Annotated in this window: 23 protein-coding genes; 14 read left to right on the top strand and 9 right to left on the bottom strand. The window is 68.1% G+C overall.

The features are described 5' to 3' along the window. Window positions 1–17: 17 nt before the first annotated feature. On the top strand, window positions 18–596 hold the full coding sequence (locus tag ACZ5U5_RS28525) for a YdeI/OmpD-associated family protein (protein ID WP_469027025.1): 579 nt from the start codon (window positions 18–20) through the stop codon (window positions 594–596). A gap of 507 nt (window positions 597–1,103) precedes the next feature. Here ACZ5U5_RS28525 and ACZ5U5_RS28520 read toward each other — a convergent pair. The 3 genes from ACZ5U5_RS28520 to ACZ5U5_RS28510 form a co-directional block, all read right to left on the bottom strand. Beyond that, complete coding sequence (locus tag ACZ5U5_RS28520; protein WP_363209686.1) at window positions 1,104–2,561, bottom strand: catalase; 1,458 nt, start codon at window positions 2,559–2,561, stop codon at window positions 1,104–1,106. A 245-nt stretch (window positions 2,562–2,806) separates the two neighbouring features. Further along, window positions 2,807–3,697, bottom strand: a complete 891-nt coding sequence (locus tag ACZ5U5_RS28515; protein WP_367046036.1) for a 2-hydroxy-3-oxopropionate reductase — start codon at window positions 3,695–3,697, stop codon at window positions 2,807–2,809. A 92-nt stretch (window positions 3,698–3,789) separates the two neighbouring features. Then, window positions 3,790–4,617: a TIM barrel protein gene (locus ACZ5U5_RS28510; RefSeq protein ID WP_469027022.1), complete on the bottom strand. Its 828-nt coding sequence runs from the start codon at window positions 4,615–4,617 to the stop codon at window positions 3,790–3,792. Window positions 4,618–4,752: 135 nt separating this feature from the next. Here ACZ5U5_RS28510 and ACZ5U5_RS28505 point away from each other — a divergent pair, with 135 nt between their 5' ends. The 10 genes from ACZ5U5_RS28505 to ACZ5U5_RS28460 all read left to right on the top strand — a co-directional run bounded on the left by ACZ5U5_RS28505 (window position 4,753) and on the right by ACZ5U5_RS28460 (window position 15,741). Continuing rightward, on the top strand, window positions 4,753–5,013 hold the full coding sequence (locus tag ACZ5U5_RS28505; protein WP_363209683.1) for a YkoF family thiamine-binding protein: 261 nt from the start codon (window positions 4,753–4,755) through the stop codon (window positions 5,011–5,013). Further along, on the top strand, window positions 5,010–5,378 hold the full coding sequence (locus ACZ5U5_RS28500; protein ID WP_363209682.1) for a helix-turn-helix domain-containing protein: 369 nt from the start codon (window positions 5,010–5,012) through the stop codon (window positions 5,376–5,378). The genes ACZ5U5_RS28505 and ACZ5U5_RS28500 overlap by 4 nt, the downstream gene beginning before the upstream one ends. Window positions 5,379–5,553: 175 nt before the next feature. Next, window positions 5,554–6,066, top strand: a complete 513-nt coding sequence (gene uraD, locus ACZ5U5_RS28495; RefSeq protein ID WP_469027018.1) for a 2-oxo-4-hydroxy-4-carboxy-5-ureidoimidazoline decarboxylase — start codon at window positions 5,554–5,556, stop codon at window positions 6,064–6,066. Then, window positions 6,066–6,464: a hydroxyisourate hydrolase gene (uraH, locus tag ACZ5U5_RS28490; protein ID WP_469027016.1), complete on the top strand. Its 399-nt coding sequence runs from the start codon at window positions 6,066–6,068 to the stop codon at window positions 6,462–6,464. Before uraD ends, uraH begins: the two co-directional genes overlap by 1 nt. Window positions 6,465–6,469: 5 nt before the next feature. Next, the gene (gene pucL / locus ACZ5U5_RS28485; protein WP_365819016.1) at window positions 6,470–7,393 is read left to right on the top strand and encodes a factor-independent urate hydroxylase; all 924 of its coding nucleotides are present in this window, start codon (window positions 6,470–6,472) and stop codon (window positions 7,391–7,393) included. A gap of 67 nt (window positions 7,394–7,460) precedes the next feature. Further along, entirely contained in the window at window positions 7,461–8,879 is a 1,419-nt protein-coding gene (locus ACZ5U5_RS28480; protein WP_469027013.1) for a nucleobase:cation symporter-2 family protein, read from the top strand. Between the two features lie 48 nt (window positions 8,880–8,927). Next, the gene (locus ACZ5U5_RS28475; RefSeq protein WP_469027011.1) at window positions 8,928–10,316 is read left to right on the top strand and encodes an 8-oxoguanine deaminase; all 1,389 of its coding nucleotides are present in this window, start codon (window positions 8,928–8,930) and stop codon (window positions 10,314–10,316) included. 421 nt (window positions 10,317–10,737) lie between these two features. Then, complete coding sequence (locus tag ACZ5U5_RS28470; RefSeq protein WP_469027131.1) at window positions 10,738–12,132, top strand: nucleobase:cation symporter-2 family protein; 1,395 nt, start codon at window positions 10,738–10,740, stop codon at window positions 12,130–12,132. Between the two features lie 137 nt (window positions 12,133–12,269). Next, window positions 12,270–13,715: a nucleobase:cation symporter-2 family protein gene (locus ACZ5U5_RS28465; protein ID WP_469027008.1), complete on the top strand. Its 1,446-nt coding sequence runs from the start codon at window positions 12,270–12,272 to the stop codon at window positions 13,713–13,715. Window positions 13,716–14,487: 772 nt separating this feature from the next. Continuing rightward, entirely contained in the window at window positions 14,488–15,741 is a 1,254-nt protein-coding gene (locus ACZ5U5_RS28460) for an MFS transporter (protein WP_469027005.1), read from the top strand. A 288-nt stretch (window positions 15,742–16,029) separates the two neighbouring features. Here ACZ5U5_RS28460 and ACZ5U5_RS28455 read toward each other — a convergent pair whose 3' ends face one another. Continuing rightward, window positions 16,030–16,275, bottom strand: coding sequence for a DUF397 domain-containing protein (locus ACZ5U5_RS28455; protein ID WP_469027003.1), 246 nt, complete (start codon window positions 16,273–16,275; stop codon window positions 16,030–16,032). After that, entirely contained in the window at window positions 16,275–17,096 is an 822-nt protein-coding gene (locus tag ACZ5U5_RS28450; protein WP_469027001.1) for a helix-turn-helix domain-containing protein, read from the bottom strand. Before ACZ5U5_RS28450 ends, ACZ5U5_RS28455 begins: the two co-directional genes overlap by 1 nt. Before the next feature lie 156 nt (window positions 17,097–17,252). Here ACZ5U5_RS28450 and ACZ5U5_RS28445 point away from each other — a divergent pair, with 156 nt between their 5' ends. Beyond that, window positions 17,253–17,708: an ATP-binding protein gene (locus tag ACZ5U5_RS28445; RefSeq protein ID WP_469026998.1), complete on the top strand. Its 456-nt coding sequence runs from the start codon at window positions 17,253–17,255 to the stop codon at window positions 17,706–17,708. On the opposite strand, the gene ACZ5U5_RS28440 is transcribed toward ACZ5U5_RS28445, so the two are convergent. The 3 genes from ACZ5U5_RS28440 to ACZ5U5_RS28430 all read right to left on the bottom strand — a co-directional run bounded on the left by ACZ5U5_RS28440 (window position 17,668) and on the right by ACZ5U5_RS28430 (window position 21,637). Continuing rightward, window positions 17,668–18,312 carry a LysE family translocator gene (locus ACZ5U5_RS28440; RefSeq protein WP_469026995.1) on the bottom strand — a complete coding sequence of 215 codons (645 nt, stop codon included), beginning with the start codon at window positions 18,310–18,312 and terminating at the stop codon, window positions 17,668–17,670. The genes ACZ5U5_RS28445 and ACZ5U5_RS28440 overlap by 41 nt on opposite strands. 147 nt (window positions 18,313–18,459) lie before the next feature. Then, window positions 18,460–19,305 carry a chitosanase gene (locus ACZ5U5_RS28435; protein WP_469026992.1) on the bottom strand — a complete coding sequence of 282 codons (846 nt, stop codon included), beginning with the start codon at window positions 19,303–19,305 and terminating at the stop codon, window positions 18,460–18,462. 148 nt (window positions 19,306–19,453) lie between these two features. Next, a complete protein-coding gene (locus ACZ5U5_RS28430; protein WP_469026990.1) occupies window positions 19,454–21,637 on the bottom strand; it encodes an alpha-N-acetylglucosaminidase in 2,184 nt (727 codons plus the stop codon). Window positions 21,638–21,808: 171 nt separating this feature from the next. Between ACZ5U5_RS28430 and ACZ5U5_RS28425 the strand changes: the two genes are divergently transcribed. Next, entirely contained in the window at window positions 21,809–22,162 is a 354-nt protein-coding gene (locus ACZ5U5_RS28425) for a winged helix-turn-helix transcriptional regulator (protein ID WP_469026988.1), read from the top strand. Here ACZ5U5_RS28425 and ACZ5U5_RS28420 read toward each other — a convergent pair. Further along, window positions 22,131–22,517 (bottom strand): nuclear transport factor 2 family protein, encoded by a 387-nt coding sequence (locus tag ACZ5U5_RS28420; RefSeq protein WP_469026985.1) that lies wholly within the window; start codon window positions 22,515–22,517, stop codon window positions 22,131–22,133. The genes ACZ5U5_RS28425 and ACZ5U5_RS28420 overlap by 32 nt on opposite strands. Before the next feature lie 304 nt (window positions 22,518–22,821). Between ACZ5U5_RS28420 and ACZ5U5_RS28415 the strand changes: the two genes are divergently transcribed. Then, window positions 22,822–24,690, top strand: a complete 1,869-nt coding sequence (locus ACZ5U5_RS28415; protein WP_469026983.1) for an alpha-L-fucosidase — start codon at window positions 22,822–22,824, stop codon at window positions 24,688–24,690. Window positions 24,691–24,787 lie beyond the last annotated feature (97 nt).

Here is a 24,787-nt window from a genome sequence, read left to right as displayed (position 1 = left end):
CCATTTAGTGTGTGGGGATGGAATCGCTGGAGGACTTGCCGGTCATGACCTGCACGGACGCCGATGAACTGGACGCCTGGCTGACGGCACATCACGGCACCGCGCCGGGCCTGTGGCTGCTGGTCGCCAAAAAGGCCTCGGGCGTGCCGTCCGTGACGGCGGGGGAAATCATCGACGTGGCGCTCTGCCACGGCTGGATCGACGGCCAGCGCAGGTCGTACGACGACGTGTACTACCTCCAGAAGATCACCCGACGCCGGCCGCGCGGCCTCTGGTCGAAGGTGAACGTACAGAAGGTGGCGGAACTGACCGCCGCGGGGCGCATGCGTGAGGCGGGCCTCGCGGAGGTGGCGGCGGCCAAGGCCGACGGACGCTGGGAGGCCGCCTACGAGTCCCAGCGCAACGCCACGGTCCCGGACGACCTGCGGGCGGCCCTGGAGGCGAGCCCGGCGGCTCGCAGGACCTTCGAGGCCCTGGGCAAGTCGGACCAGTACGTGGTGTTGCACAGGCTGATGACGGCGAAAACCCCCGCCACGCGTGCCGCCCGCCTGGAGCGGATGGTCGCGAAGCTGGAGAAGGGCGAGAAGCTGCGCTAGGGGGCGCCCCGTTAGGGGCGCGGGGAACTGCGCGGCCAGCCCTCACGCACCCGCAGGTGCCGACGGGCCGGACGCCCAAGCCGAGTGCACGCGAAAGAGCGCCGAGTACGGGACCGTCCGTACTCGGCGCTCTGGCTTCGAAGTGCCGCACTGCCATGTGAAGTTGTAGCCGTCCGACCGCGCGCGACTGGCGGAACATGCATACGCGCTGCCGGACGGAGTCATAGGGGGCCCAGGGGGGGCAAGAGCCCAAGACCCAAGGCCCAGGGGCCAGAATCGGCTGGGACCGCGGCGGCTGCGAATGGACCGGCGGGGTTCCCTTCCCTCAGGTCGAGAAGGGAGCCGCCTGACCTTCACCACCGCACTGGCTCGCAGAGCCGCCGCGGTCCTCGTCCGGCCCGTGCACCACGGGACCACCCCTCATCCGGGTCCGTGATGCCGCGGGCGCAGCACCGGGAAACTGACCTCCCGTCAATTCCCCGGTGCAGTCCGGGAGTTATGTGAGACTTAGTCCTCGCGCAGGGCGCGGACAGCCTCCTCCACGCGCTTGCCGTACTCGGCGTCGGCAGCGTGGAAATGGGCCAGGTTCTTCTCGATGACGTCGTCGCGGCTGACCTGCGAGAGACCGCCCGCGATGTTCGCCACCAGACGCGCCTGCTCCTCGGCCGACATCAGGCGGTAGAGCTCACCCGCCTGGAAGAAGTGGTCGTCCTTGGTGTGCAGCGGCGCCTCGTGCGTGCCCGTGTGGCCGTTGACGGCGAGCGGGGCGGAGAGCGGCTGACCGGTCTCGGCCGGGCCGTCGTACGAGTTGGGCTCGTAGTTCTTGCGGTCGCGGCCGTAGGCGTTGGCGGCCATCAGACCGTCGCGGCCGTAGTTGTTCGCGGTGGTCGCCTTCGGGGCGTTCACCGGGAGCAGCGTGTGGTTGACGCCCAGGCGGTAGCGGTGCGCGTCCGCGTAGGCGAACAGGCGGCCCTGGAGCATCTTGTCGGGGGAGGGGCCGATGCCCGGAACGAAGTTGTTCGGGGAGAAGGCGGCCTGCTCGACCTCGGCGAAGACGTTGTCGGGGTTGCGGTCGAGGACCAGACGGCCCACGCGCTGCAGCGGGTAGTCGCTGTGCGGCCACACCTTCGTCAGGTCGAAGGGGTTGAAGCGGTAGTCCGCCGCGTCCGCCGCCGGCATGATCTGCACGTGCAGCGTCCAGGACGGGTTCACGCCGCGCTCGATGGCCTGGAGAAGGTCCGTCTGGTGCGAGTTGGCGTCCTTGCCCGCGAGCTCGGCGGCCTGCTCCGACGACAGGCTGCGTACGCCCTGGTTCGTCTTGAAGTGGTACTTCACGAAGAAGGCCTCGCCCGCCGCGTTCGTCCACTGGTAGGTGTGCGAGCCGTAGCCGTTCATGTGGCGGTACGACGCGGGGATGCCGCGGTCGCCCATCAGCCACGTCACCTGGTGCGTCGCCTCGGGGGAGTGCGCCCAGAAGTCCCAGACGTTGTCCGGCTCCTGCTTGCCCGTGAAGGGGTCGCGCTTCTGCGAGTGGATGAAGTCGGGGAACTTGATCGGGTCCTTGATGAAGAACACCGGGGTGTTGTTGCCGACGAGGTCGTAGTTCCCCTCCTCGGTGTAGAACTTCAGCGCGAAGCCGCGCGGGTCACGGACCGCGTCCGCGCCACCGAGGCTGTCCGCCACCGTGGAGAAGCGCAGGAAGGTCTCGGTGCGCTTGCCGACGGTGTTCAGGAAGTCGGCCGAGGTGTACGCGGTGACGTCATCCGTCACCTCGAAGTAGCCGTATGCACCCGAGCCACGCGCGTGCACCACTCGCTCCGGGATGCGCTCGCGGTTGAAGCGGGCGAGCTTCTCGAGGAGGTGCTGGTCCTGGAGGAGGATCGGGCCACCGACGCCGGCGGTGGCTGAGTTCTGGTTGTCGGCGACAGGGGCGCCGGACTCGGTCGTGAGCACACGCTTCGACATGGTGGCGGAGTTGACCTTCCATACGGACTGCTGAAACTGCTGAGGTGTCGTGAGCGTAAGTACGCCTGAACAGCTACGTCAACAGTTTGTTGAAGTTTTGGGTGGAGCTCTGGGTGGAGCTTGTTCGCTGCTTGGTGCTGCTGCTTGGGGTTCCGGGCCGCGGCGACGCCTGGGCGCGACAGGACAGGTGTCAGCGCCGCCGCGACCCGGAAGTTGAGGGAGCTCGTGCAGCCTCGTGGGGCTGCTTAGAGCTCGGCGCCCGAGAGGCGCTCCACGCCGCGCAGCAGCGCGGAGTGGTCGAGACCGCCGTCACCCTGCGTGCGCAGCGAGGCGACGAGCTGGGCCACCACGGCGCCGACCGGGAGCGAGGCACCGACATTGCGGGCGGCGTCGGTGACGATGCCCATGTCCTTGTGGTGCAGGTCGATCCGGAAGCCGGGCTTGAAGTCGCGCTTGAGGAAGTTGTCCTTCTTGCGGGTCAGGACGGTCGAGCCCGCAAGCCCCCCGTTCAGGACGTCGAGGGCGGCGGTCAGGTCCACCCCGGACTTCTCCAGGAAGACAACGGCCTCGGCGCACGCCTGGATGTTCACGGCGACGATGAGCTGGTTGGCGGCCTTCACGGTCTGACCCGAGCCGTGCGGACCGCACAGCACGATGGTCTTGCCGAGGGCGTCGAGGAGCGGCTTGGCCTCGTCGAAGTCGGCCTGCTCGCCGCCGACCATGATGGAGAGCACGGCCTCGATGGCGCCGGCCTCGCCACCCGACACGGGGGCGTCGAGGACGCGGATGCCCTTGTCCTTGGCGGCCTTGGCCAGGTCCACGGAGGTCTGCGGGGTGATCGACGACATGTCGACGATCAGCGCGCCCGACTTCGCGTTCTCCAGGATGCCGTCCGCGCCGTAGGCGATGGCCTCGACCTGCGGCGACGCGGGCACCATCGTGACGATGACGTCGGCGTCCTTGACGGCCTCGGCGATCGACTTGGCGACGGTGCCGCCGGCCGCGGCGAGGCGGTCCAGCTTGTCCTGCTCAAGGGTGAAGCCGGTGACGGAGTAACCAGCCTTGATCAGGTTCTCGGACATGGGGGACCCCATGATGCCGAGTCCGATCCACGCGATCTTGGGAAGGTTGCTCATGGTGAGAGCCTCTCTGAAACTTGTGTGCTTCGACGAATCGGGCTGCGGAGTAACGGGTGGGCGGGCGGGAAAAATCCGCCGCGAAGCGGCGACTAGTCCGCAGCCGGCAGCCAGCCGAAAGCCTCGGAGCTAGGACGGTCGCCCGCCTTGTACTCCAGCCCGACGTATCCCTCGTATCCGGCCTTACGGAGCTGATCAAGCAGCTCCTCCAGCGGAAGCGACCCGGTGCCCGGGGCCCCACGGCCAGGATTGTCGGCGATCTGCACGTGCGCGGTCTGAGCCACGTACCGATCGATGACGGCCGGCAGGTCCTCGCCGTTCATGGACAGGTGGTACAGGTCCATCAGGAACTTCGCGTTGCCGAGCCCGGTGGCCGAGTTCACCTTGTCGACCACGGCGATCGCCGCGTCCGCGCTGACGATCGGGCAGCGCGGCGACTCCGGCTTGTTCAGGGCCTCGATCAGCAGCACGGCACCCACGCGGTCGGCCTCACGGGCCGCCAACGCCAGGTTCTCCAGGGCGAGTTCGTCCTGGACCGCGGGGTCCACGCCCTCCACCCGGTTGCCGTACAGCGCGTTGAGCGCCTTGCAGCCGAGGGACTCGGCGAAGTCCGCCGCGACCGAGAGGTTCGCGCGGAACTTCTCGCTCTCCTCGCCCGGGATCGACAGGGCGCCGCGGTCCGGTCCGGGCAGCTGCCCGGCGTAGAAGTTCAGGCCCACCAGCTGTACGCCGGCGTCCGTGATCGCGGCCCGGAGGGCGTCGAGCTCGGACTGCTCGGGGGTGGGGGCGTCGACCCAGGGCCACCACAGCTCGACCGCCGTGAAGCCCGCCGCGGCGGCGGCCGCGGGGCGCTCCAGGAGCGGGAGTTCCGTGAAGAGGATCGACAGGTTCACATTGAAGCGCTGGTCGGAGTATCCCATGGGGCTTCCGCGCTCCTTCCGTATAGCGGAAGTTAATTTCTGTCTGATGGAAGATTGCCGTCGAGGATCCGCCCTTGTCAAGAGGGGGCTGCCGGAAAATCACCACGCGGCAGCAGCCGGCAGTAGGTTGTGCGCGTGCGATTGAGAGTGGAGTTCACGACCGAACCCTTCGACCTGGACGAGGCGCCCGCCCATGCGGTGGTGGCCCGTGACGTCATCCAGGGGGCCGAGCTCGACGCCGTGGACGTCGGCCCCTTCGGCAATACCGCGGAAGGCGGCGCGGACGAGGTCCTGACCGCCGTCGACGCGCTGCTGCGCAAGGCCCTGGAGGCGGGCGCGACCCGTGTCTCACTCCAGGTGAACGTGCTCGGAGAGTCGGGGGAGGCCGTCGAATGACCGGTGCCAGAGACGACCACGGCCCCTTCGTGGCCGCCGTCAAGCCGCTCGTGGACGCCATGGGCGGCGAGATGGTGCCCCCCGACGAGGCGGGCACCGACGACGTCGTCCTCGCCTGGCGGGGCGAGGACGTGGTCGCCGTACGCCTTCCGCAGCTCGCCGACTCCCTGGACCACATCCTGCTGGCCCTGGAGCGCAAGCGCGGCATGCCCCTGTCGGACCTTGACCGCAAGGCCAAGCAGGAGGTCGTACGGATACTCGAGGCGCGAGGCGCCTTCGCCGTGCGACACGGGGTGGAGACGGTCGCCGGCGCGCTCGGCGTATCGCGCTTCACCGTGTACAACTACCTCAACCGTTCCACCTGACCCCGCTGCCCTGATAGACCTCCCAGGTCAGAGCGCTGTGGAAGGCCGCCGTCCGTTAACCGGACGGCGGTTTTTGTTTCCCGAAGTTTTCAACAAAGTGTTGACGTGGTGTTTCGGCTGGCGTTAGCTATCCGCAGCCCGTCCAGCACAAGGCCTTATGGCCACGGAGGCACCCGTGACTTCGAGCTCGACGCCGGGCCTTGCCCGGTTCAACGCCTTGCCGGAGACTGCGGCCACCGCCGCTCTCCACGAGGCCTGCGCCTCATCGGCCTGGGGAAGCACCCTGCTCTCCCAGCGCCCTTTCCCCACCGTCGAAGCCCTCTTCGCCGCCAGCGACGCCGCCATGGCGAAGCTGACCGCCGAGGATCTGGCCGAGGCGATGGCCGGGCACCCGCCGATCGGCCGCCCGAAGCCCGGGGACCCCACGTCGTCGCGTGAACAGCGCGGCATGGCGGGGGCCTCCGAGGAACTCAAGGCCGAGATGCTCGAACTGAACCTGGCTTACCAGGACCGGTTCGGACATGTCTTTCTGATCTGCGCCACCGGGGCCACCGGTGAGCAGATGCGTGACGCGATGAAGGCACGGATCGGCAACACGGCCGAGGCGGAGCGCGAGATCGTGCGCACCGAACTCGGGAAGATCAACCGAATCCGGCTGACCCGTCTCGTAGAAGAGGACAACGACTGATGAGCACTGACACCACCGCCTCGGTGTCCACGCACATCCTGGACACCAGCGTCGGACGCCCCGCCGAGGGCGTCGCCATCTCGCTCACGGCCCGCAGCGGCCGCGACGCCGAGTGGGTGGCGCTCGGTGGCTCCGCGACCGACGCGGACGGGCGTTGCAAGGACCTCCCGGCCCTGCCGGAAGGCACCACTCACGTACGACTCGACTTCGAGGTCGAGCAGTACTTCACGAAGAAGCAAGCCGAGGCGCAGCAGGACGCCCCCCGCGTAAGGGACAGCGGTGCGAGCGACGTGTTCTTCCCGGAGGTGGCGATCACGTTCGCCGTCACGCCGGGCGAGCACTATCACGTACCGCTGCTGCTCAACCCGTTCGGCTACTCCGTTTACCGAGGGAGCTAGCAGACATGCCCACGATTCTCGGCCAGAACCAGTACGGCAAAGCAGAGAACCGCGTCGTCAAGATCACGCGGGACGGCGACACCCACCACATCAAGGACCTGAACGTCTCGGTCGCCCTCTCCGGCGACATGGACGACGTCCACTACTCCGGCTCGAACGCCAACGTCCTGCCGACGGACACCACCAAGAACACGGTGTTCGCGTTCGCCAAGGAGCACGGCATCGAGTCCGCCGAGCAGTTCGGCATCCACCTCGCCCGTCACTTCGTGACGACGCAGGAGCCGATCCACCGCGCCCGGATCCGCATCCAGGAGTACTCCTGGGAGCGCATCGCGACCTCGGACAACAACTCCAAGTTCATCGGCTCGGACGAGGTGAACCACTCCTTCGCCCGCAAGGGCCAGGAGCTGCGCACCACGCAGATCACCTTCGACGGCGAGAACTGGGAGATCATCTCCGGGCTCAAGGACCTCACGGTCATGAACTCCACCAACTCGGAGTTCTGGGGCTACGTCAAGGACAAGTACACGACGCTGAAGGAGGCGTACGACCGCATCCTGTGCACCGACGTCTCCGCCGCCTGGCGTTACAACTGGACCAGCGACGCGGACCGGATGCCCAACTGGGAGAAGTCGTACGAGCAGGCCAAGAAGCACATCCTGCAGGCCTTCGCCGAGACGTACTCCCTCTCGCTGCAGCAGACCCTCTACCAAATGGGTTCGCGCGTCATCAACAGCCGGAGCGAGATCGACGAGATCCGCTTCTCGCTGCCGAACAACCACCACTTCCTGGTGGACCTCGAGCCCTTCGGGCTGAAGAACGACAACGAGGTCTACTTCGCGGCGGACCGCCCCTACGGCCTGATCGAGGCCACGGTTCTCAGGGACGGGGTTCAGCCGAAGATCCCGGTCGACATGACCAACCTCTGACGCGGGACGCGCGCCCCCGTCCGTCCGCAGCGGACGGGGGCGCGCCACACCGGAGGGAACAGCAGCAATGGCACAGCCTGCAAAGGGGCCGGCGAAAGGCCCGTGTTCCACCCCATCGGAGCTGACCGACGGAGACGCAGACTCAACTCCCGACTGTCACCCGGTGGACGAGAAGCTCCACCCCTCGCGGCTGGTCCCCGCCGCACTCCAGCACATCGCCGCCATGTACGCGGGCGTCGTCACTCCGCCGCTGATCATCGGGCAGGCCTGCGGCCTCGACACCGTGGCCCAGACCCGGCTCATCGCGGCGGGACTGCTTATCGCCGGACTCGCCACCATCCTCCAGACGCTCGGCGTCAAAGGATTCGTCGGCAACCGGCTCCCCTTCGTCAATGCCGCCTCGTCAGCGGGCATCGCGCCCATCCTCGCCATCGCCGAGACCAACGCCAAAGGCGCACAACTCCCGGCCATCTATGGCGCGGTGATGGTCGCGGGCGTCTTCTGTCTCGCCATCGGCCCGTTCTTCGGCAGACTGCTGCGTTTCTTCCCGCCCCTGGTCACCGGGGTCGTCATCACCCTCATCGGCGTCACGCTGATGCCCGTGCCCGTGAAGTGGGCGCAGGGCGGGGACGACACCGACCCGACGTTCGGCGACATGAAGTACCTGGCGCTCGCCGCCTTCTCCCTCGTCGTGATCCTGCTCTTCCAGCGCTTCGGTCGCGGCTTCCTCAAGCAAGTCGCCCTGCTCGCAGGCATGTTCATCGGAACGCTGGCCGCGATCCCGTTCGGGATGGCCGACTTCACCTCCGTGCAGACGGCCCCGCTCGCCGCCCTGCCGACCCCGTTCGCCGCCGGCGCGCCCACGTTCCAGCCCGCCGCGATCCTCTCGCTGTGCATTGTGATGCTGGTCCTGATGACCGAGTCGGCGGCCGGCATGCTCGCCCTCGGCGAGATCTGCGAGCGCGAGACAAACGGCAAGACCATCACCCGCGGCCTGCGCACCGACGGCATCGCGACGCTCGTCGGCCCCGTCTTCGGCGGCTTCCCGACCTCCGCCTTCGCGCAGAACGTCGGCGTCGTCTCCCTGACACGTGTCCGCAGCCGCTATGTGGTCGCCGTCGCCGGTGGCGCGCTCATCGTGCTCGGCGCCTTCCCCGTACTCGGAGCCGTCGTCAACGTGGTCCCCATGCCGGTACTCGGCGGCGCGGGCATCGTCCTCTTCGGCTCCATCGCGGTGAGCGGCATCCGTACGCTCTCCGAGGCGGGTCTCGACGACAGCTCCAACATCATCCTGGTGGCCGTCGCGCTCGGAGCGGGCATCATCCCGCTCGCCGCGCCCACCTTCTACGCCGAATTCCCGGCCTGGGCGCAGACCGTCCTCGGCTCCGGAATCAGTGCGGGAGCGCTGGCCGCGGTCCTGCTCAACCTGTTCTTCAACCATCTCGGCACCCGCGGCCCCGCCGCCGCGGCACTCAAATCTTCCTAGGGTCATGCCGTGCCCACATCGCCACAATCAAGAGAAGGAAGAAGCACCATGGCAGCACCGGCAGACCTGCAGCGCATCGTCATCGAGAACTGTGCCATCGCGACCGTCGACGCCGACGACACCGAGTACGCGTCGGGATACGTCGTCGTCGCGGGCAACAAGATTGAGTCCATCGGCGCGGGGAAGGCCCCCGAGGGTCTTCAGAACGTCGTACGCCGCGTGGACGGGACCGGTCACCTCGTGACCCCCGGCCTGGTCAACACGCACCACCACTTCTACCAGTGGATCACCCGCGGCCTCGCCACCGACCACAACCTGTTCCAGTGGCTGACGGCGCTCTACCCCACCTGGGCCCGCATCGACGAGCAGATGGTGAAGGCGGCGGCGCAGGGTTCGCTGGGCATGATGGCCCGCGGCGGTGTCACCACCGCGATGGACCACCACTACGTCTTCCCGAAGAACTCCGGTGACCTGTCCGGTGCCATCATCGGCGCCGCGAGCGACATGGGCGTCCGCTTCACCCTCGCCCGCGGCTCCATGGACCGCAGCGAGAAGGACGGCGGCCTGCCGCCGGACTTCGCCGTCGAGACCCTTGAGGGCGCGCTCGCCGCGACGGAGGAGACCGTCAAGAAGCACCACGACGCCTCCTTCGACGCGATGACGCAGGTCGCCGTCGCGCCCTGTTCGCCCTTCTCCGTGTCCACCGAACTCATGAAGCAGGGCGCCGAGTTGGCGCGCCGCCTCGGCGTACGGCTGCACACCCACGGCAGCGAGACGGTCGAGGAGGAGAAGTTCTGCCACGAGCTCTTCGGCATGGGCCCGACCGACTACTTCGAGTCGACCGGCTGGCTCGGTGACGACGTGTGGATGGCGCACTGCGTCCACATGAACGACTCCGACATCGCCGCGTTCGCCCGTACCGGTACGGGCGTCGCGCACTGCCCGTCCTCCAACGCGCGTCTGGCGGCAGGCATCGCCCGCGTACCGGACATGCTGAAGGCGGGCGTCCCGGTCGGCCTCGGTGTCGACGGCACCGCGTCCAACGAGTCCGGCGAACTCCACACCGAGCTGCGCAACGCGCTGCTCATCAACCGCCTCGGCGCGCACCGCGAAGCCGCCCTGAACGCGCGTCAGGCGCTGCGTCTTGGCACCTTCGGCGGCGCCCAAGTCCTGGGCCGCTCCACGCAGATCGGGTCCCTCGAGCCGGGCAAGCTCGCCGACCTGGTCCTCTGGAAGATCGACGGCATCGGGCACTCCTCGATCGCCGACCCGGTGACCGCCATCGTCTTCGGCGCGGCGGCCCCGGTCACGCTCTCCCTCGTCAACGGCCGCCCGATCGTCGAGAACGATCGTCTGCTGCACGTCGATGAGGACGCCATCGCCCGCTCAGCGCGGGAGGAGGCGCAGCGCCTCGCGCGGATCGCCGCCGGGAGCTGAACACCTGGAACTCCGGTCAGGGGGGACGGCCCTTGACCGGACTTGAGCAGCCGAGCGGGTTGCTCAAGTGCCGCCCCGGAACGTGGCCCAAAGCTTCACGTTCCCGGGGCGGTCAGTACTACCTGGGCGCACCACCCACCGGTTTCGCCGGTACTTCTCAGCACTACTTCTCAGCACCACCCACAACTTCATACCGAGCAAGTCCTTGCACCACGCACCACCTCCCAGAAGCGAAAAGTGCCGGCAACGCCGCCCGTACTGGAAAACAACCGGAGGAGCCACAGTGGCCACTCAGCCCAGGTTCACCAAGCAAGGCACCACCCCAGGCACCACTCCAGACCCATCCGATGTCGACGGCGAGAGCGCCATATCGGGCGAGAACGCCATACATCCCGTCGACCAGAAGCTCCCCCCGCTCAAGATGGCGACGACCGGTCTCCAGCACGTGGCGGCCATGTACGCGGGCGTCGTCGCCCCGCCGCTCATCGTGGGCGCGGCGATAGGCCTCTCCGCGAAGGAACTCAGCTTCCTGACCGGCGCCTGTCTGTTCACCGCGGGACTCGCCACCTTCCTCCAGACGCTCGGCATCTGGAAGATCGGTGCCCGGCTGCCCTTCGTCAACGGCGTCACCTTCGCGGGCGTCGCCCCCATGATCGCGGTCGTCGAATCGACCGACAACAAGGACGACGCGCTCCCGATCATCTTCGGCGCGGTCATCGTCGCCGGCGTCCTCGGCTTCATCGCGGCGCCCTTCTTCTCCAAGCTAGTCCGCTTCTTCCCGCCGGTGGTGACCGGCACGGTCATCACGCTCATCGGCATCTCACTCATGCCGGTCGCCTTCGGCTGGGCGCAGGGCCCGGTTCCGGGAGCCGACGATTACGGCTCGATGAAAAACCTCGGCCTGGCGGGCATCACCTTGGTGATCGTTCTGCTCCTTCGCCGCTTCACCACCGGCTTCGTCAAGCAGATCGCCGTGCTCCTCGGTCTCGTCGTCGGCACGCTCATCGCGATCCCGTTCGGCGTCACCGACTTCAGCCCGGTGGGCGACGCGGACATCGTCGGCTTCCCGACGCCGTTCCACTTCGGCGCACCGCAGTTCGCGGCGGCGGCGATCGTGTCCCTGTGTGTGGTGATGGTGGTCTCCATGACGGAGTCGACCGCCGACATGCTGGCGCTCGGTGAGATCGTGGACCGTCCCGCTGACGAGAAGACCATCGCGGCGGGCCTGCGCGCGGACTGCCTCGGTTCGGCGGTCAGCCCGCTCTTCAACGGCTTCATGTGCAGCGCGTTCGCGCAGAACATCGGCCTGGTCGCGATGACGAAGATCCGTAGCCGGTACGTCGTCGCCGTGGGCGGCGGCTTCCTGGTCCTGATGGGCCTGTGCCCGATGGCGGCCTCGCTCATCGCCGTCGTACCGCGGCCGGTGCTCGGCGGCGCGGGTGTCGTCCTGTTCGGTTCGGTCGCGGCGAGCGGCATCCAGACGCTGGTCAAGGCGAACCTGGAGCGTGACAACAACGTCCTGATCGTGGCCGTCTCGCTGGCCGTCGGCCTCATCCCGATCGCGGCGCCGGAGTTCTACCACGCGTTCCCGGAGACCGCGAAGATCATCCTCGACTCGGGCATCTCCACGGGCTGTGTCGCGGCGGTGCTGTTGAACCTGGTCTTCAACCACATCGGCAAGCGGGGCGAGGACGACGACGTGACCAACCCGATGGAGCCCGGGGGAGAAATCGCTGAACAGAGGGTGCACGAGGGAGTTCGTGAAGGGGAGCGCGAAGGGGAGCGCGAAGGGTCTTCCCCGGCGGGGGCCCACTGACGTAACGTGCGTGACGCCGCCCGCATCGCGGAAGTTACTTTCCAGTCGGAGTAGTGGTCGGCTCCGCCGCGCGCCTTCGTGAACTCCCGCGCGGTGGGGTCGACTTCCGGCGTCACGCACACGGAAGAAGCGCCACCATGAGTTCTCAGCCTCGCCCTGCCGAGAAGGCTGTTGCAGCCGGCAAAGCCGACCCTGTCGACCCTGTCGACCCTGTCGACGCGGTCGACGCGGCCCCTGAAGTTCATCCGGTCGATGAGATCCTGCCGCCGGGCCGGATGCTCGTCGCGAGCCTCCAGCACGTCGCCTCGATGTATGCGGGTGCGGTTTCGGTCCCGCTCGTCGTGGCCGTCGCCGCCAAGATGTCGCCGGGGGACACGGCCGTACTCATGGGCGGCAGCCTGCTGATGGCGGGCATCGCCACGCTGCTCCAGACGCTGGGCATAGGCAACTTCATCGGCTCGCGGCTGCCCTTCGTGAACGGAGTCTCGTTCGCGGGCGTCGGCGTGATGCTGACGATCATCACGACCCAGGGCGGCGTCGAGGCGGGGATGCCGGTCGTCTTCGGGGCGATCATCGTCTCAAGTCTTTTCGGTTTCCTGGTCAGTTCGTACTTCTCGCGGCTCGTCCGCTTCTTCCCGCCGGTGGTCACGGGATCGGTCATCACCCTGATCGGCGTCTCGCTCATCCCGGTCGCGTACGACTGGATCGTGGACGACTCGGCCACGGGGACGCCGGAGCCGGGCAGCATTGGTTTGGCGGGCGCGACGGTCCTGGTCATGCTGCTGCTCCAGCGCTTCACGCGGGGCTTCCTCAAGCAGATCAGCATGCTCTTCGCGATGATCTTCGGTACGTTGCTTGCGATTCCGATGGGCTTGGCGGACTTCTCCAAGCTGGACGACGCGGCGCTGGTCGGCATCCCCTCGCCGCTCCACTTCGGCGCACCGGAGTTCAACATCCCGGCCATCATCTCGATGTGCGTGGTGATGCTGGTGATCCTGACGGAGTCGACGGCCGACATGATCGCTTTGGGGAAGATCGTCGACAAGGAGGTCGACGAGAAGACCATCGCCCGCGGGCTGCGCGCGGATGCGCTCGGCTCGGCCCTGAGCCCGCTCTTCAACGCCTTCCACGCGAGCGCGTTCGCGCAGAACATCGGCCTGGTCGTCATCTCCAAGGTGCGCAGCCGGTTTGTGGTGGCGTTGAGTGGAGGCATCCTGGTGCTGATCGGCCTGAGCCCGGCGGCTGCGGCGCTGATCTCTGTGGTTCCGATGCCGGTACTGGCCGCCGTCAGCCTCTTCCTGTTCGGCTCCATCGCGGTCAGCGGCATCCAGACCTTGCTCCAGGCGGACCTGCACAGGGGCGACAACGCCCTGATCGTGGTGGTCACCCTCGGCGCGGGCCTGGCCCCCGCACTCTCGGACGGCTTCTACGACGCGTTCCCGGCTTGGGCGCAGATTGTCCTGGGGTCGGGGATCTCTACGGGGTGCTTGCTGGCGGTGGCGCTGAACTTGGTGTTCAACCACTTGGGGAGTGGGGCGAGTTCGGGGAGTGCGGCTGAGGCGGAGGCTGCGGTCACGCACTGACCGGTGGTCACGGACTGAGGTGGGGTGGGTTGACGTGGGGTGGGTGGCCGGTCGGGGTGCCGCGCGGGATTCCGACGTGACCCTCGGGACGGCACGTTGATGGCGTATACGTGCCAGACCGGGGGTGGGTGGGCCTGGTGGAGTCGGAGCCATGCCTACATCTGCACCGGAGCCGCCGGGTACGGCGGCGAATGGGCCTGGGCTTGTGCCCGGGTCTGCGTCTGAGCCTGCGTGTGCGTCTGAGCCTGCGTGTGCGTCTGGTCCTGTGCCGCCTGGGTCTACATGTGGGCCGGTGTCGGCGCCGAGGCTTGCGTCCGGGTCCGGGTCCGCGTCCGGGTCTCTGGCCGCCCCCGCACCTGCGTCCGCCCCTGCGCCCGGGTCTGTCCCTGCGCCTGGGTCCGCCTCCGCGCCTGCGTCGGCCCCTGCACCCGGGTCGGCCCCTGCTCCCGGGTCCGTCCCTGTGCCTGCGTCTGTCCCTGCGCCTGGGTCCGTCCCTGCTTCCGGGTCGGCCCCTGTGCCCGGATCCGTCCCTGTGCCCGCGTCCGCCTCCGCGCCTGCGTCGGCCCCTGCACCCGGGTCGGCCCCTGTGCCCGGATCCGTCCCTGTGCCTGCGTCCGCCTCCGCGCCTGCGTCGGCCCCTGCACCCGGGTCGGCCCCTGCTCCCGGGTCCGTCCCTGTGCCCGCGTCCGCCCTTGCATCCGGTTCTATCCCCGCACCTGCGTCCGTCCCCGCACCCGGGTCCGCCTCAACAGTCGTATCTGCGCTCGCGGCTGTGTCTGCCTCCGCGGCCGCACCCCCAGCCTCGGCCACAGCGCCCCCGACTCCCCGGACTTCCGGGCGTTCGCGGCGCGGGGGGTGGGGCGCTGTACTGGCCGTGGCTGCGGGGATTTTCGTCATCGTCACCACCGAGATCCTGCCGATCGGGCTGCTCAGTCCGATCGGCGTGACCTTCGGGATCTCGGACGGTACGGCGGGGCTGATGATGATCCTGCCCGGCGTCCTTGCCGCCGTCGCTGCCCCGGTCGTGACGGTTACGACCCGACGCGTCGACCGGCGTCGCATGCTGTGCGCTCTGATGCTGGTGCTCGCCCTAGCGAACTTCCTCGCCGCGCTGGCCCCCGGCTACTGGCTGATGATGGTCTCCCGCGTACTCCTCGGCCTCGTCATCGGCGCCTTCTGGTCCATCGGCGCGAGCCTTGCGTCGCGGCTCGTTCCTGAGTCGCAGGTCGGCCGGGCGACCGCCGTGATCTTTGGCGCCGTCCCGCTCGGCTCGGTGCTCGGGGTGCCTGCGGGGACGTTGTTCGGTCAACTGGTCGGGTGGCGTGCTGTGTTCGTGGTGATGGGGGGAATGGCGGTGGCTGTTTTCGCTGCCCTCGTGGTGTCCTTGCCGCCGTTGCCGCCGCAGAGCGTTACTCGGCTTGGTGTGCTGTGCGGGCTGCTGCGCTCGGCGCGTGTACGCGCTGCTGTTGCGGTGACTTTTTGTGTTGTGGCGGCGCACTTCGGTACGTACACGTACGTCACCCCTTTCCTGGAGGACGTGATCGGTGCGAGCCCGCGAGCGATCACCCTCTTTTTGCTCGCCTACGGCGTCGCCGGCATCCTCGGCAACTTCCTCGCCGGAGCGTGGGTGAGGCGTGCGCCGCGCGGCACCTTTGGCGTTGCTGCTGGGTTGATCGCGGTGGTGACGTTGCTGCTGCCCGTCCTTGGTGCGGGTGGTGGGGGTGGTGCGGCTGGTGGGGCTGGTGCGGCCGGGTACGGTGGCGCGCTTGTACTGCTTGTGGTGTGGGGCGTCGCGTACGGAGCGGTGCCGGTCTGCTCGCAGACGTGGTTCGTGAACGCGGCGCCGCGGGCGCCTGAGGCCGCGTCGGTGCTGTTCACGTCGTCGTTCCAGGCGACGTTCGCGTTCGGTGCGTTGGGGGGAGGGGTGGTCGTGGATGCGGCATCGGTGAGTGTGGTGATGGTCCTTGGCGGGGGCGTTGCGGCACTGGCGGCCTTGATGGTTGCCGGGGCCGCCCGGTTGGTCTGAGGGTGGCGATTACGGGCCGGGAGTAAAGGGCGCTCCGCTGCGCTACGCGTCGGCTGCGCCGATTCCGCTGCGCTCCACCCTTGACACCCACCCCTCCACCGCACATGAACCCTGGGCCGGGCGGCCAGGGGGTGAGGCTCCTCGGGACTGGTGGATGGGGGCGGGGTTTGGGTGCCGGGTGCGGATTGGTTCTTCTGGGGTGGGCCGGGAGGGGCGGGGTGGGTGCAGGGAAATCCCGTGGGGGGTTGTTGGTTGTGGCGTGGGGGTGGGATTTGTTTGCGGGGCGCGTCAGGGGTGGGTTGCGTACGTCAGGAAGTGGCGCCAGGGTGCGGCGCGGAGGGCGAGTTGGGGGCCCTCGGGGTTCTTGGAGTCGCGGATGTGGATGGTGGTGGGGGAGGTGGCGACCTCTACGCAGTCGCCTGATCCACCGCTGCTGTACGTGGACTTGCGCCAGGCGAGAGCTACTTCGACGCAGTCGTCGCCCGAACCGCCGCTGTAGCTGCTCTTGAACCAGATCAGTTCAGGGGTGCTCATCATGCTCCTCGAAGTTGCTCCAACAGGCCCACCGACGCTTCCATGGAGAGAGCCTGTGACCGCATCGTGGCATACCTCAACTGCAGCATGCTCACAACCTTCGCCTCGGAGATGAACTGACCGCTCTCCTGCCCTTCGGAGTATGCGAACCACTCGCTGTCCGGCGTCTCCAGCAGCCGGATGGGGCCGTCCAACCCTGCGTGATCCTCACGTACCACCGGCATGATCTGGACCTTGACGTTCCGACGCTCGGCCACGTCCAGGACGTGAGCGACGAGCTCCCGAGTCACCGATGGGCCACCCATCCGCCGCAGGAAGAGGTGCTCTTCGAGGATGAAGCTGTACGCCGTATTCGGGCGCTCCGCCAGCAGCCTCTGCCGCTCCATCCGTACTGCGAGCTGCGCCTCGATCTGGTCGTCGCCCAGCGGGGGGAGTTGGTTGACGAACAGGGTCCGCGCGTAGGCCTCAGTCTGCAAGAGGCCGGGGATCAACCGGCATTCGTACGTGAAGAGAGTGCTCGCCTCCTGCTCAAGCGCAGCCCACTGGCGGAACCAGGACGCCAGGCCCTTCTGGCGGGAGAGCTGGTGCGAGGCCAGGCGCAGCGTGCCGAACGCGTCCAGCGCGGCCTCGCAGCGGTCGACGAAGCCCTGGGGTGGCAGGCGTCTGCCCTGTTCGACCGAGGCGAGGAAGTGTGCCGAGCAGCCGATCTCGGGGGCGAGGGACTCCTGGGTGTGGCCGGCTCGTTTGCGGAAGCTTTTCAGGACCGCGCCGAACGTCTTGAGACCGTCCGACGGTTCCGGCTCTTTGCTGCTTGACGACATCACGGGTAACCCCCGACGCTCGCGTTCAGATCCCCGCCGACTCGCCCATGATCACGGTGCGTTACTGACACTGTCTACCCTTTGCGCTCGTACGCTTACGCAGCGTACGAGTTTGGTTGCTGGTGGGATGGGGGCGCGTCCCGTCACCGTGGCCCCATGTCAGCGAGAGCCCAAATCCCCGTCCCTGTAGCCGCCTTCAGGCAACGCCTGAGTTCGACGCCCCGTGGTGCCCGGCTTGCCCGGCGGCTGGCGCGGTATCACCTCGATGAGTGGGGCGTGCCGTACGGCAGTGAGGTGTCGGAGGCCGTCGCGCAGATCGTGGCTGAGCTTGCGGCCAATGCGGTGACGCACGGTCGTGTGCCGGGGCGAGACTTCGAGCTGAGGGTGGTTCTTGGTGGGGGCGTTCTTCGGGTCGAAGTTCATGACACTCGGGGTGAGTGTGGGCCCGCGCTCACGCCGCAAGTAGCTTCACCTGACGCGGAGTCGGGGCGGGGGCTTCTGCTCGTGGCCGCCTTGGCTGATGCGTGGGGTGTTGTTGAGCGGGGGGTCGGGAAGGCCGTGTGGGTGGAGATTACGTTGCCGTCGCCGGGGCCCTGTCCGTCGCCAGCTTGATGGCTAGGGCGCCTAGCACCGTGCCCATGACGTAACGCTGGGCTCGGAGCCAGGTCGGGCGGCGGGCGAGGAAGACCGCTATGGTGCCCGCCGCCATGACTATGGCCAGGTTCACGATCAGGCTGATGGAGATCTGGAGGCCGCCCAGTGCGAAGCCCTGGAGGAGGGTGTGGCCGGCTGTCGGGTCGATGAACTGGGGGATGAGTGAGACGTACATGATGGCGACCTTCGGGTTCAGGAGGTTCGTCAGCACTCCCATGGTGAACAGGCGCCTGGGAGAGTCGGGGGCCAGCTCCTGGTGGGCGAAGACCGATATGCCGCCCGGCTTGAGTGCCTTCCAGGCGAGCCATGCCAGGTAGGCAGCGCCGGCGAGTTTCACGGCCATGTACAGCTGGGGGACGGCGAGGAAGACCAGGGACAGGCCCAGGTTGGCTGCCGTCAGGTAGATGAGGAAGCCCACGGCCACCCCGGCCAGGGAGATCGCTCCGGCGCGCCTGCCCTGGGTGATGCTCCGCGAGACGAGGTACATCATGTTGGGGCCGGGGGTGAGCACCATGCCGAGGGACACCACTGCGACGCCGAGCACCGCGTTCATTCCGATCATTCAGCAAGCATCGGGCGCTTGCACTGTCCAGCACCAGCGATGAATTCTTCATGCAACCCGTAAGCGTTGCTTCATCGGGGGTGTTCTCATCGGCGCGGGGCGCCCGATTGGTGTCGGGACCCCGCGCCGATGTGTGGGGGGTGCGGGTTAGTCGATGCGGTACGGGTCTCCGTACACCTTCCACTCCAGTGGTGTGTTCAGGTTCAGGTTGCCGTTGTTGAGGAACACCCGTTGTGCCGTGTCGACGCGGCTCGTGTCCTCGTGTGCCTCCTCCTGCTTCATCGCCCAGACGCGTGCGTCGAGGAACGCGTGGAGGTAGGCCGTCTCGTCGCCGCCCTGGGCCGGTGGCTGGGCCGAACGCAGGGCGCGCTCGCGGATGTTGCGGAAGCTGGTGTTGTCGCTGCCGTCGCCGTGCATGACGATCGCGTCGTAGTACGCGAATTGGCCGAGGACGCCGATGCCGTCCGCCTTGCCCTGTCCGACTGCCGGGTTGAAGTAGACGCGGTCGCGCTCGTCGTTCTGTGCCCGCTGGAACTCGGGGTCCTCGGCGGCCCTTTCCCAGTCGCCCTTGTACGTGGGGTCGAGGCCCTCGTGGGAGTCGGTGCCGTCCACCTCGCGCAGGGCGGGGAGGTACTTGGCGAGGACGTTGTCCGGCTTTCGGTGGGTGTAGAGCTCGACGAGGTCGAGCATGTCGCCTGTGCCCGAGCAGAAGCCGATGATCCCGGCGGTGTAGCCGCGGCCGTCGCCGATGTCCTCGCAGTAGCGGTAGTGCTCCTTCCAGTTGAGGCTCGAGTTCTCCGCGCTGCACACGATCTGCATGGCGATCTCCTTCTTCGCCGGGTCGTCGAGTCCGCCTGCCTTGGCGGTGGGCGTTGCGCCTGCCGTCCGGGAGGCGATGACGGGGCCTGCGACGAGTGAGGCGCCGAGGACTGCGAGCAGGGTGCGGCGGGAGGTGTGTATGTGAGGTGCCGGGGTGCGGTGGGGGGTGGGCACGGGGCCTCCAAGGTGGGGGTGTTCGTCGATCCGACGGTTCTTGGGTCTTCCCTGTACTGTTAGGAAGGTTTACTACCAGAGATCGGAGGTGACGTATACCCGTCAAGGAGGGGGGAGTTGGGGATCTTGGAGAGTGGGGGGTGCTCGGTCAGTTGGTCTGGGTGAGGCGTGCTTGTACCTGAACTGCGACTTTGTACGTGTCGCCCGTGGGGCGGGTCGCGAGGCGGCCGGAGTTGCGGATCCAGCCGTCCTCGATGGTGAACCAGTCGATGGTTTTCGGGGCGCGGTCCTCAGTGAGTGCTGTGCGCAATTCCTTGAAGTACGTCTCCCAGCGCAGGCGGTAGAGGCCGCCGACCAGTCCGGCCCACTCCCGGTTGGCGTAGTCATGCAGGCCCGCGTCCGCCCCGGACCGCGTGCCCCAGACGGTGAGCAGTGACAGCTGGTCGTACGCGAGGTGTTCTTGTTCCGTCGCGTCCGCGCCCCATGAGCGGGCGTCGGCCACCCAGCGGCCCAGGAGGTGGCGGGAGTCCGTGGAAATGAGTTTGTCCAGGAGGGTCATGAGGTCGAGCCAGGTTCGGGTGAGTCGGTTGAAGAGGGGCTCGTCTCGTTTGCCGTACGCCTGCTTGATCTGGGGGAGCAGTACCCGGCTGCGGTTGGAGAGCGCCTGGCGTGCCACGTCCAGGATGTCCTGGCGGTAGGCGGAGGAGTCGCGCAACGCGCGGCGTGTGGCGAGGAGTTCGGCGAGCGCCGGTTCGAAGTCCGCCGGGGTGTAGCGCATGGCCTTCGGTGACCAGGCCGCCGCCGACTTCGCGTCCAGGGCGGGTCGTGCGCCGAAGAGGCCGTCCGCGCCCTCGGCCCACTGGTCGGCGCGGGTCGTGCCGTACGCGGTGCGGCGCAGGATGTCCCAGGCGGCTGCCGCGTGAGGGTCGGCGGCGCCGTAGCGGGACACCGACCAGTCGGCGAACCAGGTGGTGAGGTTCAAGTCGCCCGTGCGCCATGCCAGTTCCGAGAAGAGCTCGAAGGCTGCCGGGTTGTTGTCCGCGGCCTCCGGCATCAGGGAGATGCCGCGCAGGGTGCTGCCCTTCTTGGTGCGCCACTTCTCGTAGAGCGCGGCCCAGTCGGGGGTGTTGGCGCCGAGCGCGGTGTGGCCGCCGAAGTTCCAGATCGAGCCGAAGGTGTAGGGGGTGTCGTTCCAGTCGGACTCGCGGTCGGTGATCTTCGAGAAGCGGTCGGAGAGGCCGTCGACCACCAGCATGCGCGACTTGTCCACGGCGTTGACGATGGCCTTGGGCGGGTTGTTCTGCCAGCCGAGAATCACCCAGGTGGCGCCGGGGTGTGCGGCCTGGAGGGCCTTCTCGACGGCCTTCGCCGCGTCCGGGACCGGGACGTCGCCCGGCTTTCCGCCCTCGTGGAGGAGGTCCATCTTGTACATCGTCGACGTACCGAACAGCTCGTTTTGTGCGCGGTAGAAGGCCGCGGCCACCCGGGTGAAGTGCTCGGTGCGCGGGTCGAGCCAGTCAGGTCGCGTGAAGCCGACCCAGTCGCCCTGCGGCACGGTGCGCGCGCCGGGATTCTTCGCGGTGAACCCGGGCGGGACCGTCCCGAAGTAGCCGGGGAACACCGGGGTCATGCCGAGCTCGCGCAGCCGGTCGGCGATGCGGCGGCCCAATGTGGCCCGGCGGGCGAGGAGTTGGGAGGAGACGGGGTGGGGGAACGATGACATGTTCTGGAGCAGCCACCATGGCTGGTGGGCCGGGGCCGGGATCCACTCGCGCATCTCCTGGTCGGAGTAGCCGAACTCCTGGAACACGCGGTGGTAGAGCGCGTCGGCGCCGACGTACACGAGCACCTCGTTGTAGCCGTGCAGTGCGAGCACGTCGATCTCGCGCTTCCAGTACGACCAGTCGTGGTACGCCCCCGTGTAGCCGTCGTTCGTGTCGTTCAGGACGAAGCGGTGAGGGGTGTTGGCACTGCCCGTCAGGGGCTTGTCGAGGCCGGGGAGGCGGTCGGGCAGGTTCAGCTGGGTGCCCGCCCAGGTGATGTTCGCGTGGGTCCTTTGCTTCAAGTAGTGCTGGAGTGCCTTGAGTTGGACTGCGGGGGTGGTGCCTGTGACGGTGATCCGGCCGGCCTCTCCTGATACGCGGAAGGTGTCGGCGGGGCCCTCGGTCGCGAACGTCAGCTGTTTGTGGTGTCCGGGCAGCAGGCGCCGGGCGGCCTTGGCCGCGGGGGACTCGGAGGGCGGGGCGCCGTCGGCGGTCGAGCCGGAGCAGGCGACGGCGGCGCCGGTCGTTCCGGCGAGGGCGGTGAGGAAGGTGCGGCGGGCCAGGGGCATGACGTAGGGATACCCTCCCGGGATCGGCTGAGCTCGGCATCGGCGGGGCGTGTCGGACGGCGCAAACGATGAACCGGGCGCGCATCGCGGTCAAGGTCGCGCGAGAGCCCCGCCGGAGCCGGGTCCGCGGACTCCGCTTCGATAGTCGAAGCCCGGTGTTACCGTCGCAGGATGACCGCACCGCTGCCCGGCCGGCCGACGCCCGCCTCCTCCACCGGCCGCCCCCTGATGGCCGCGCTCGACCTGTTCGGGCGGCGCTGGAGCCTGCGGATCGTGTGGGAGCTGCGGGCCGGGCCGATGGGGTTCCGTGCGCTGCGGCAGCAGTGCGATGCCATGTCCTCGAGCGTGCTGCGGCAGCGTCTGACCGAGCTGCTCGAAGCGCGGCTCGTGCATCAACTGCCCGACTCCTCGTATGCGTTGACTGCCCTTGGGCGTGAGGCCCATCAGGCGTTGCTGCCCCTGGACGGCTGGGCGCGGCGCTGGGCGGAAGAGGTCAGCGCGAACTCGGCAGCGGATCAGCCATAAGGGCTTCGCGCATGAGCGATACGGCGGTCCGCAGCGTGCTGAGCGGGCGGATCAGCAAGGTGGCCTCCGTGAGGCGGCCCTGGTCGTCGACCTCCTGTACCAACGCGCCGTAGACGGTCTCGTCCCGGACGCTGCCGTGGAACGTCGTCACGCTGTGTCGTCCGTCGTCGTCGGAGAACTCCTGGACCGGTTCGATCCCGGTCAGGCACTGCCCGAGCTTCGGGAACAGGTGCGCCACGTCGTCCCGGCCGCTGTAGTCGGCGACGGGGCTGTGGAACACGACGTCCGGGGCGAGATGAAGGCTCGTCCCGTCCGGGGTGTCGGGTGCGAGCAGGTCACGTACGTCGAGGCTCATCGGTGTGGATCCTCCTGAGCTGAGCGGTGCGTGGGCGCGCGGACGGCGGGGTTTATCGTGACCGCGTGATTCGATTTCCGAATCGTAGCGGCGCGTGCTCGTCACGGGAAGTCCATGAGGCCGTCCCCGGAAGTCCAGGTGTGGACGGCCTCTGCCCCGCCTGGGGCGCACTGGTTCAGTCATCGGAGCGATAGTGCGTGATCGCGCCAACATCTGCCATATCAGGGCCTGTTGAGCGCATTGACATCCGATGTATTCGACCCTACGTTCCCGAGCGACCCGTCAACCTCAGGGAGCTGCCCCCATGCGCACCCAGCTCAGCCGTACCCGGCGAAGAGTCGCCGGGATCGCCCTGTTCCTCGCCTCGGCCCTCGCCGTGACCGCCGCACCCCCGGCGGTCGCCGCCCCGACGGAACCCCCTGCCGCGACGTCCCCCACGGACGAGCGGCCCGCGGCCACCGGCCCCGGAACCGACCACGCCACCGACGACCCCTTCACCGCCGACCGCACCAACTGGTGGCGGCAGGACCGCTTCGGGATGTTCATCCACTTCGGCGCGTACTCCAACTTGGAGGGCGAGTACAAGAAGGCCGACGGCTCCGTGTGCCGTGACGCCGAGTGGATCCAGCGCCAGTGCGACATCCCGAAGGCGGAGTACGAGAAGCAGGCCGCGACGTTCGACCCCGCCGACTTCGATGCCAAGGCCGTGGTCAAGGCGGCCAAGGACGCCGGAATGCGCTACATCGTCATCACGTCGAAGCACCACGACGGATACGCGATGTGGCCCACGAAGGTCAACGACTGGAGCCTGCGCGACCACTCGTCCTTCGACAAGAAGCGCGACATCCTCGCGGAGTTGAAGAAGGCCTCCGACGACGCGGGCATCAAGTTCGGCTTCTACTACTCGATCTGGGACTGGCACGACCCCGACTTCCCAGACCCCGCCACCTTCCCCGCGTACGAGAAGCGGATGCGCGCCCAGCTCAAGGAACTGGTCGACACCTATGACCCGGCCCTGCTCTGGTTCGACGGCGAGTGGGAGACCGACAAGCCCCACAACCCCTGGACGTCACGGGACGGCGAGAAGCTGGAGGCCTACCTCCGTGACCTCGACCCGGACCTGATCATCAACAACCGCGTCGGCAAGCGCCGCGTCGTCGACGGCGACTACGGCACCCCCGAGCAGGAGATCCCCGGCGCCCCGGTCGACGGCCAGCTCTGGGAATCCTGCATGACCCTCAACGGCCACTGGGGCTTCGCGCGCTACGACACCGACTGGAAGTCGTCGACGACCCTGGTCAGGAACCTCCTCTCCACGACGTCCCGCAGCGGCAACTACCTCCTGAACGTCGGCCCCGACGCCCGCGGCCGCGTACCGGAGCCCTCCGTCGACCGCCTGAAGCAGATGGGCGACTGGCTGCGTACGGCCGGCCAGGGAAACGCGGTGTTCGGCGCGCGCTTCGGCGGGCTCGTCGAGGAGCCGTCCTGGGGCTCGGTCAGCCGCAAGGGCGACAAGCTGTACGCGGCGGTCACCCAGTGGCCCGCGTCCGGCGCCGCCCTGCACCTGAAGGCGCGTACGGACTTCGACGTCACGGCGGCGCGGGTGCTCGGCAGCGACCAGAAGGTGACTGCCACCAAGTCCGGCGACGGCTTCGACCTGAGGCCGTCGGGCGCGGCGACCAATGACACCGCCACGGTGATCGAGCTGAAGGTGGACCCGGGCCCGACCGCCCGCCCCGGCAAGGGCAAGGGCCTGAAGCAGGAGATCTTCGACAACGCCGAGCTGAGCGGCGCCCCGAAGATCACCCGCACCGACCGCTCGATCAACCACGCCTGGAAGTACGAGGGCTCACCCGCGGCAAGCATCCCCTCGGACAGGTTCGGCGTCCGCTGGACCGGCACGCTGGAGCCGCGCCGCTCGGAGACGTACACACTGACGACCGTCTCGGACGACATGGCGCGGGTATGGGTCGACGGCAAGCTCGTCATCGACTCGTGGACACCGCACGAGCCGAGGATCGACAAGGCGCAGGTCGCCCTCACTGCGGGCAAGCGGCACTCGGTCAAGGTCGAGTACGCGGAGCAGACCGGCGAGGCCCACATGAAGCTGCTCTGGTCCAGCCCCGGACAGGAACAGCAGATCGTGCCGGCGTCGCAGTTGTACGCGCGCTGAGCGAGTCGGGCCCCAAGTCCCTCGGAGTCAGGACTTGGGGCCCGGACGCAGAGGACCAACGGCAGGCACCTTCCGCTCCTCGAAATGGGCAGTGTGG

It is taken from the genome of Streptomyces sp. NPDC033177 (genome assembly GCF_055577715.1).
The sequence above is the reverse complement of the archived record's forward strand: the minus strand, read 5'-3'. Positions and strand labels throughout refer to the sequence as shown.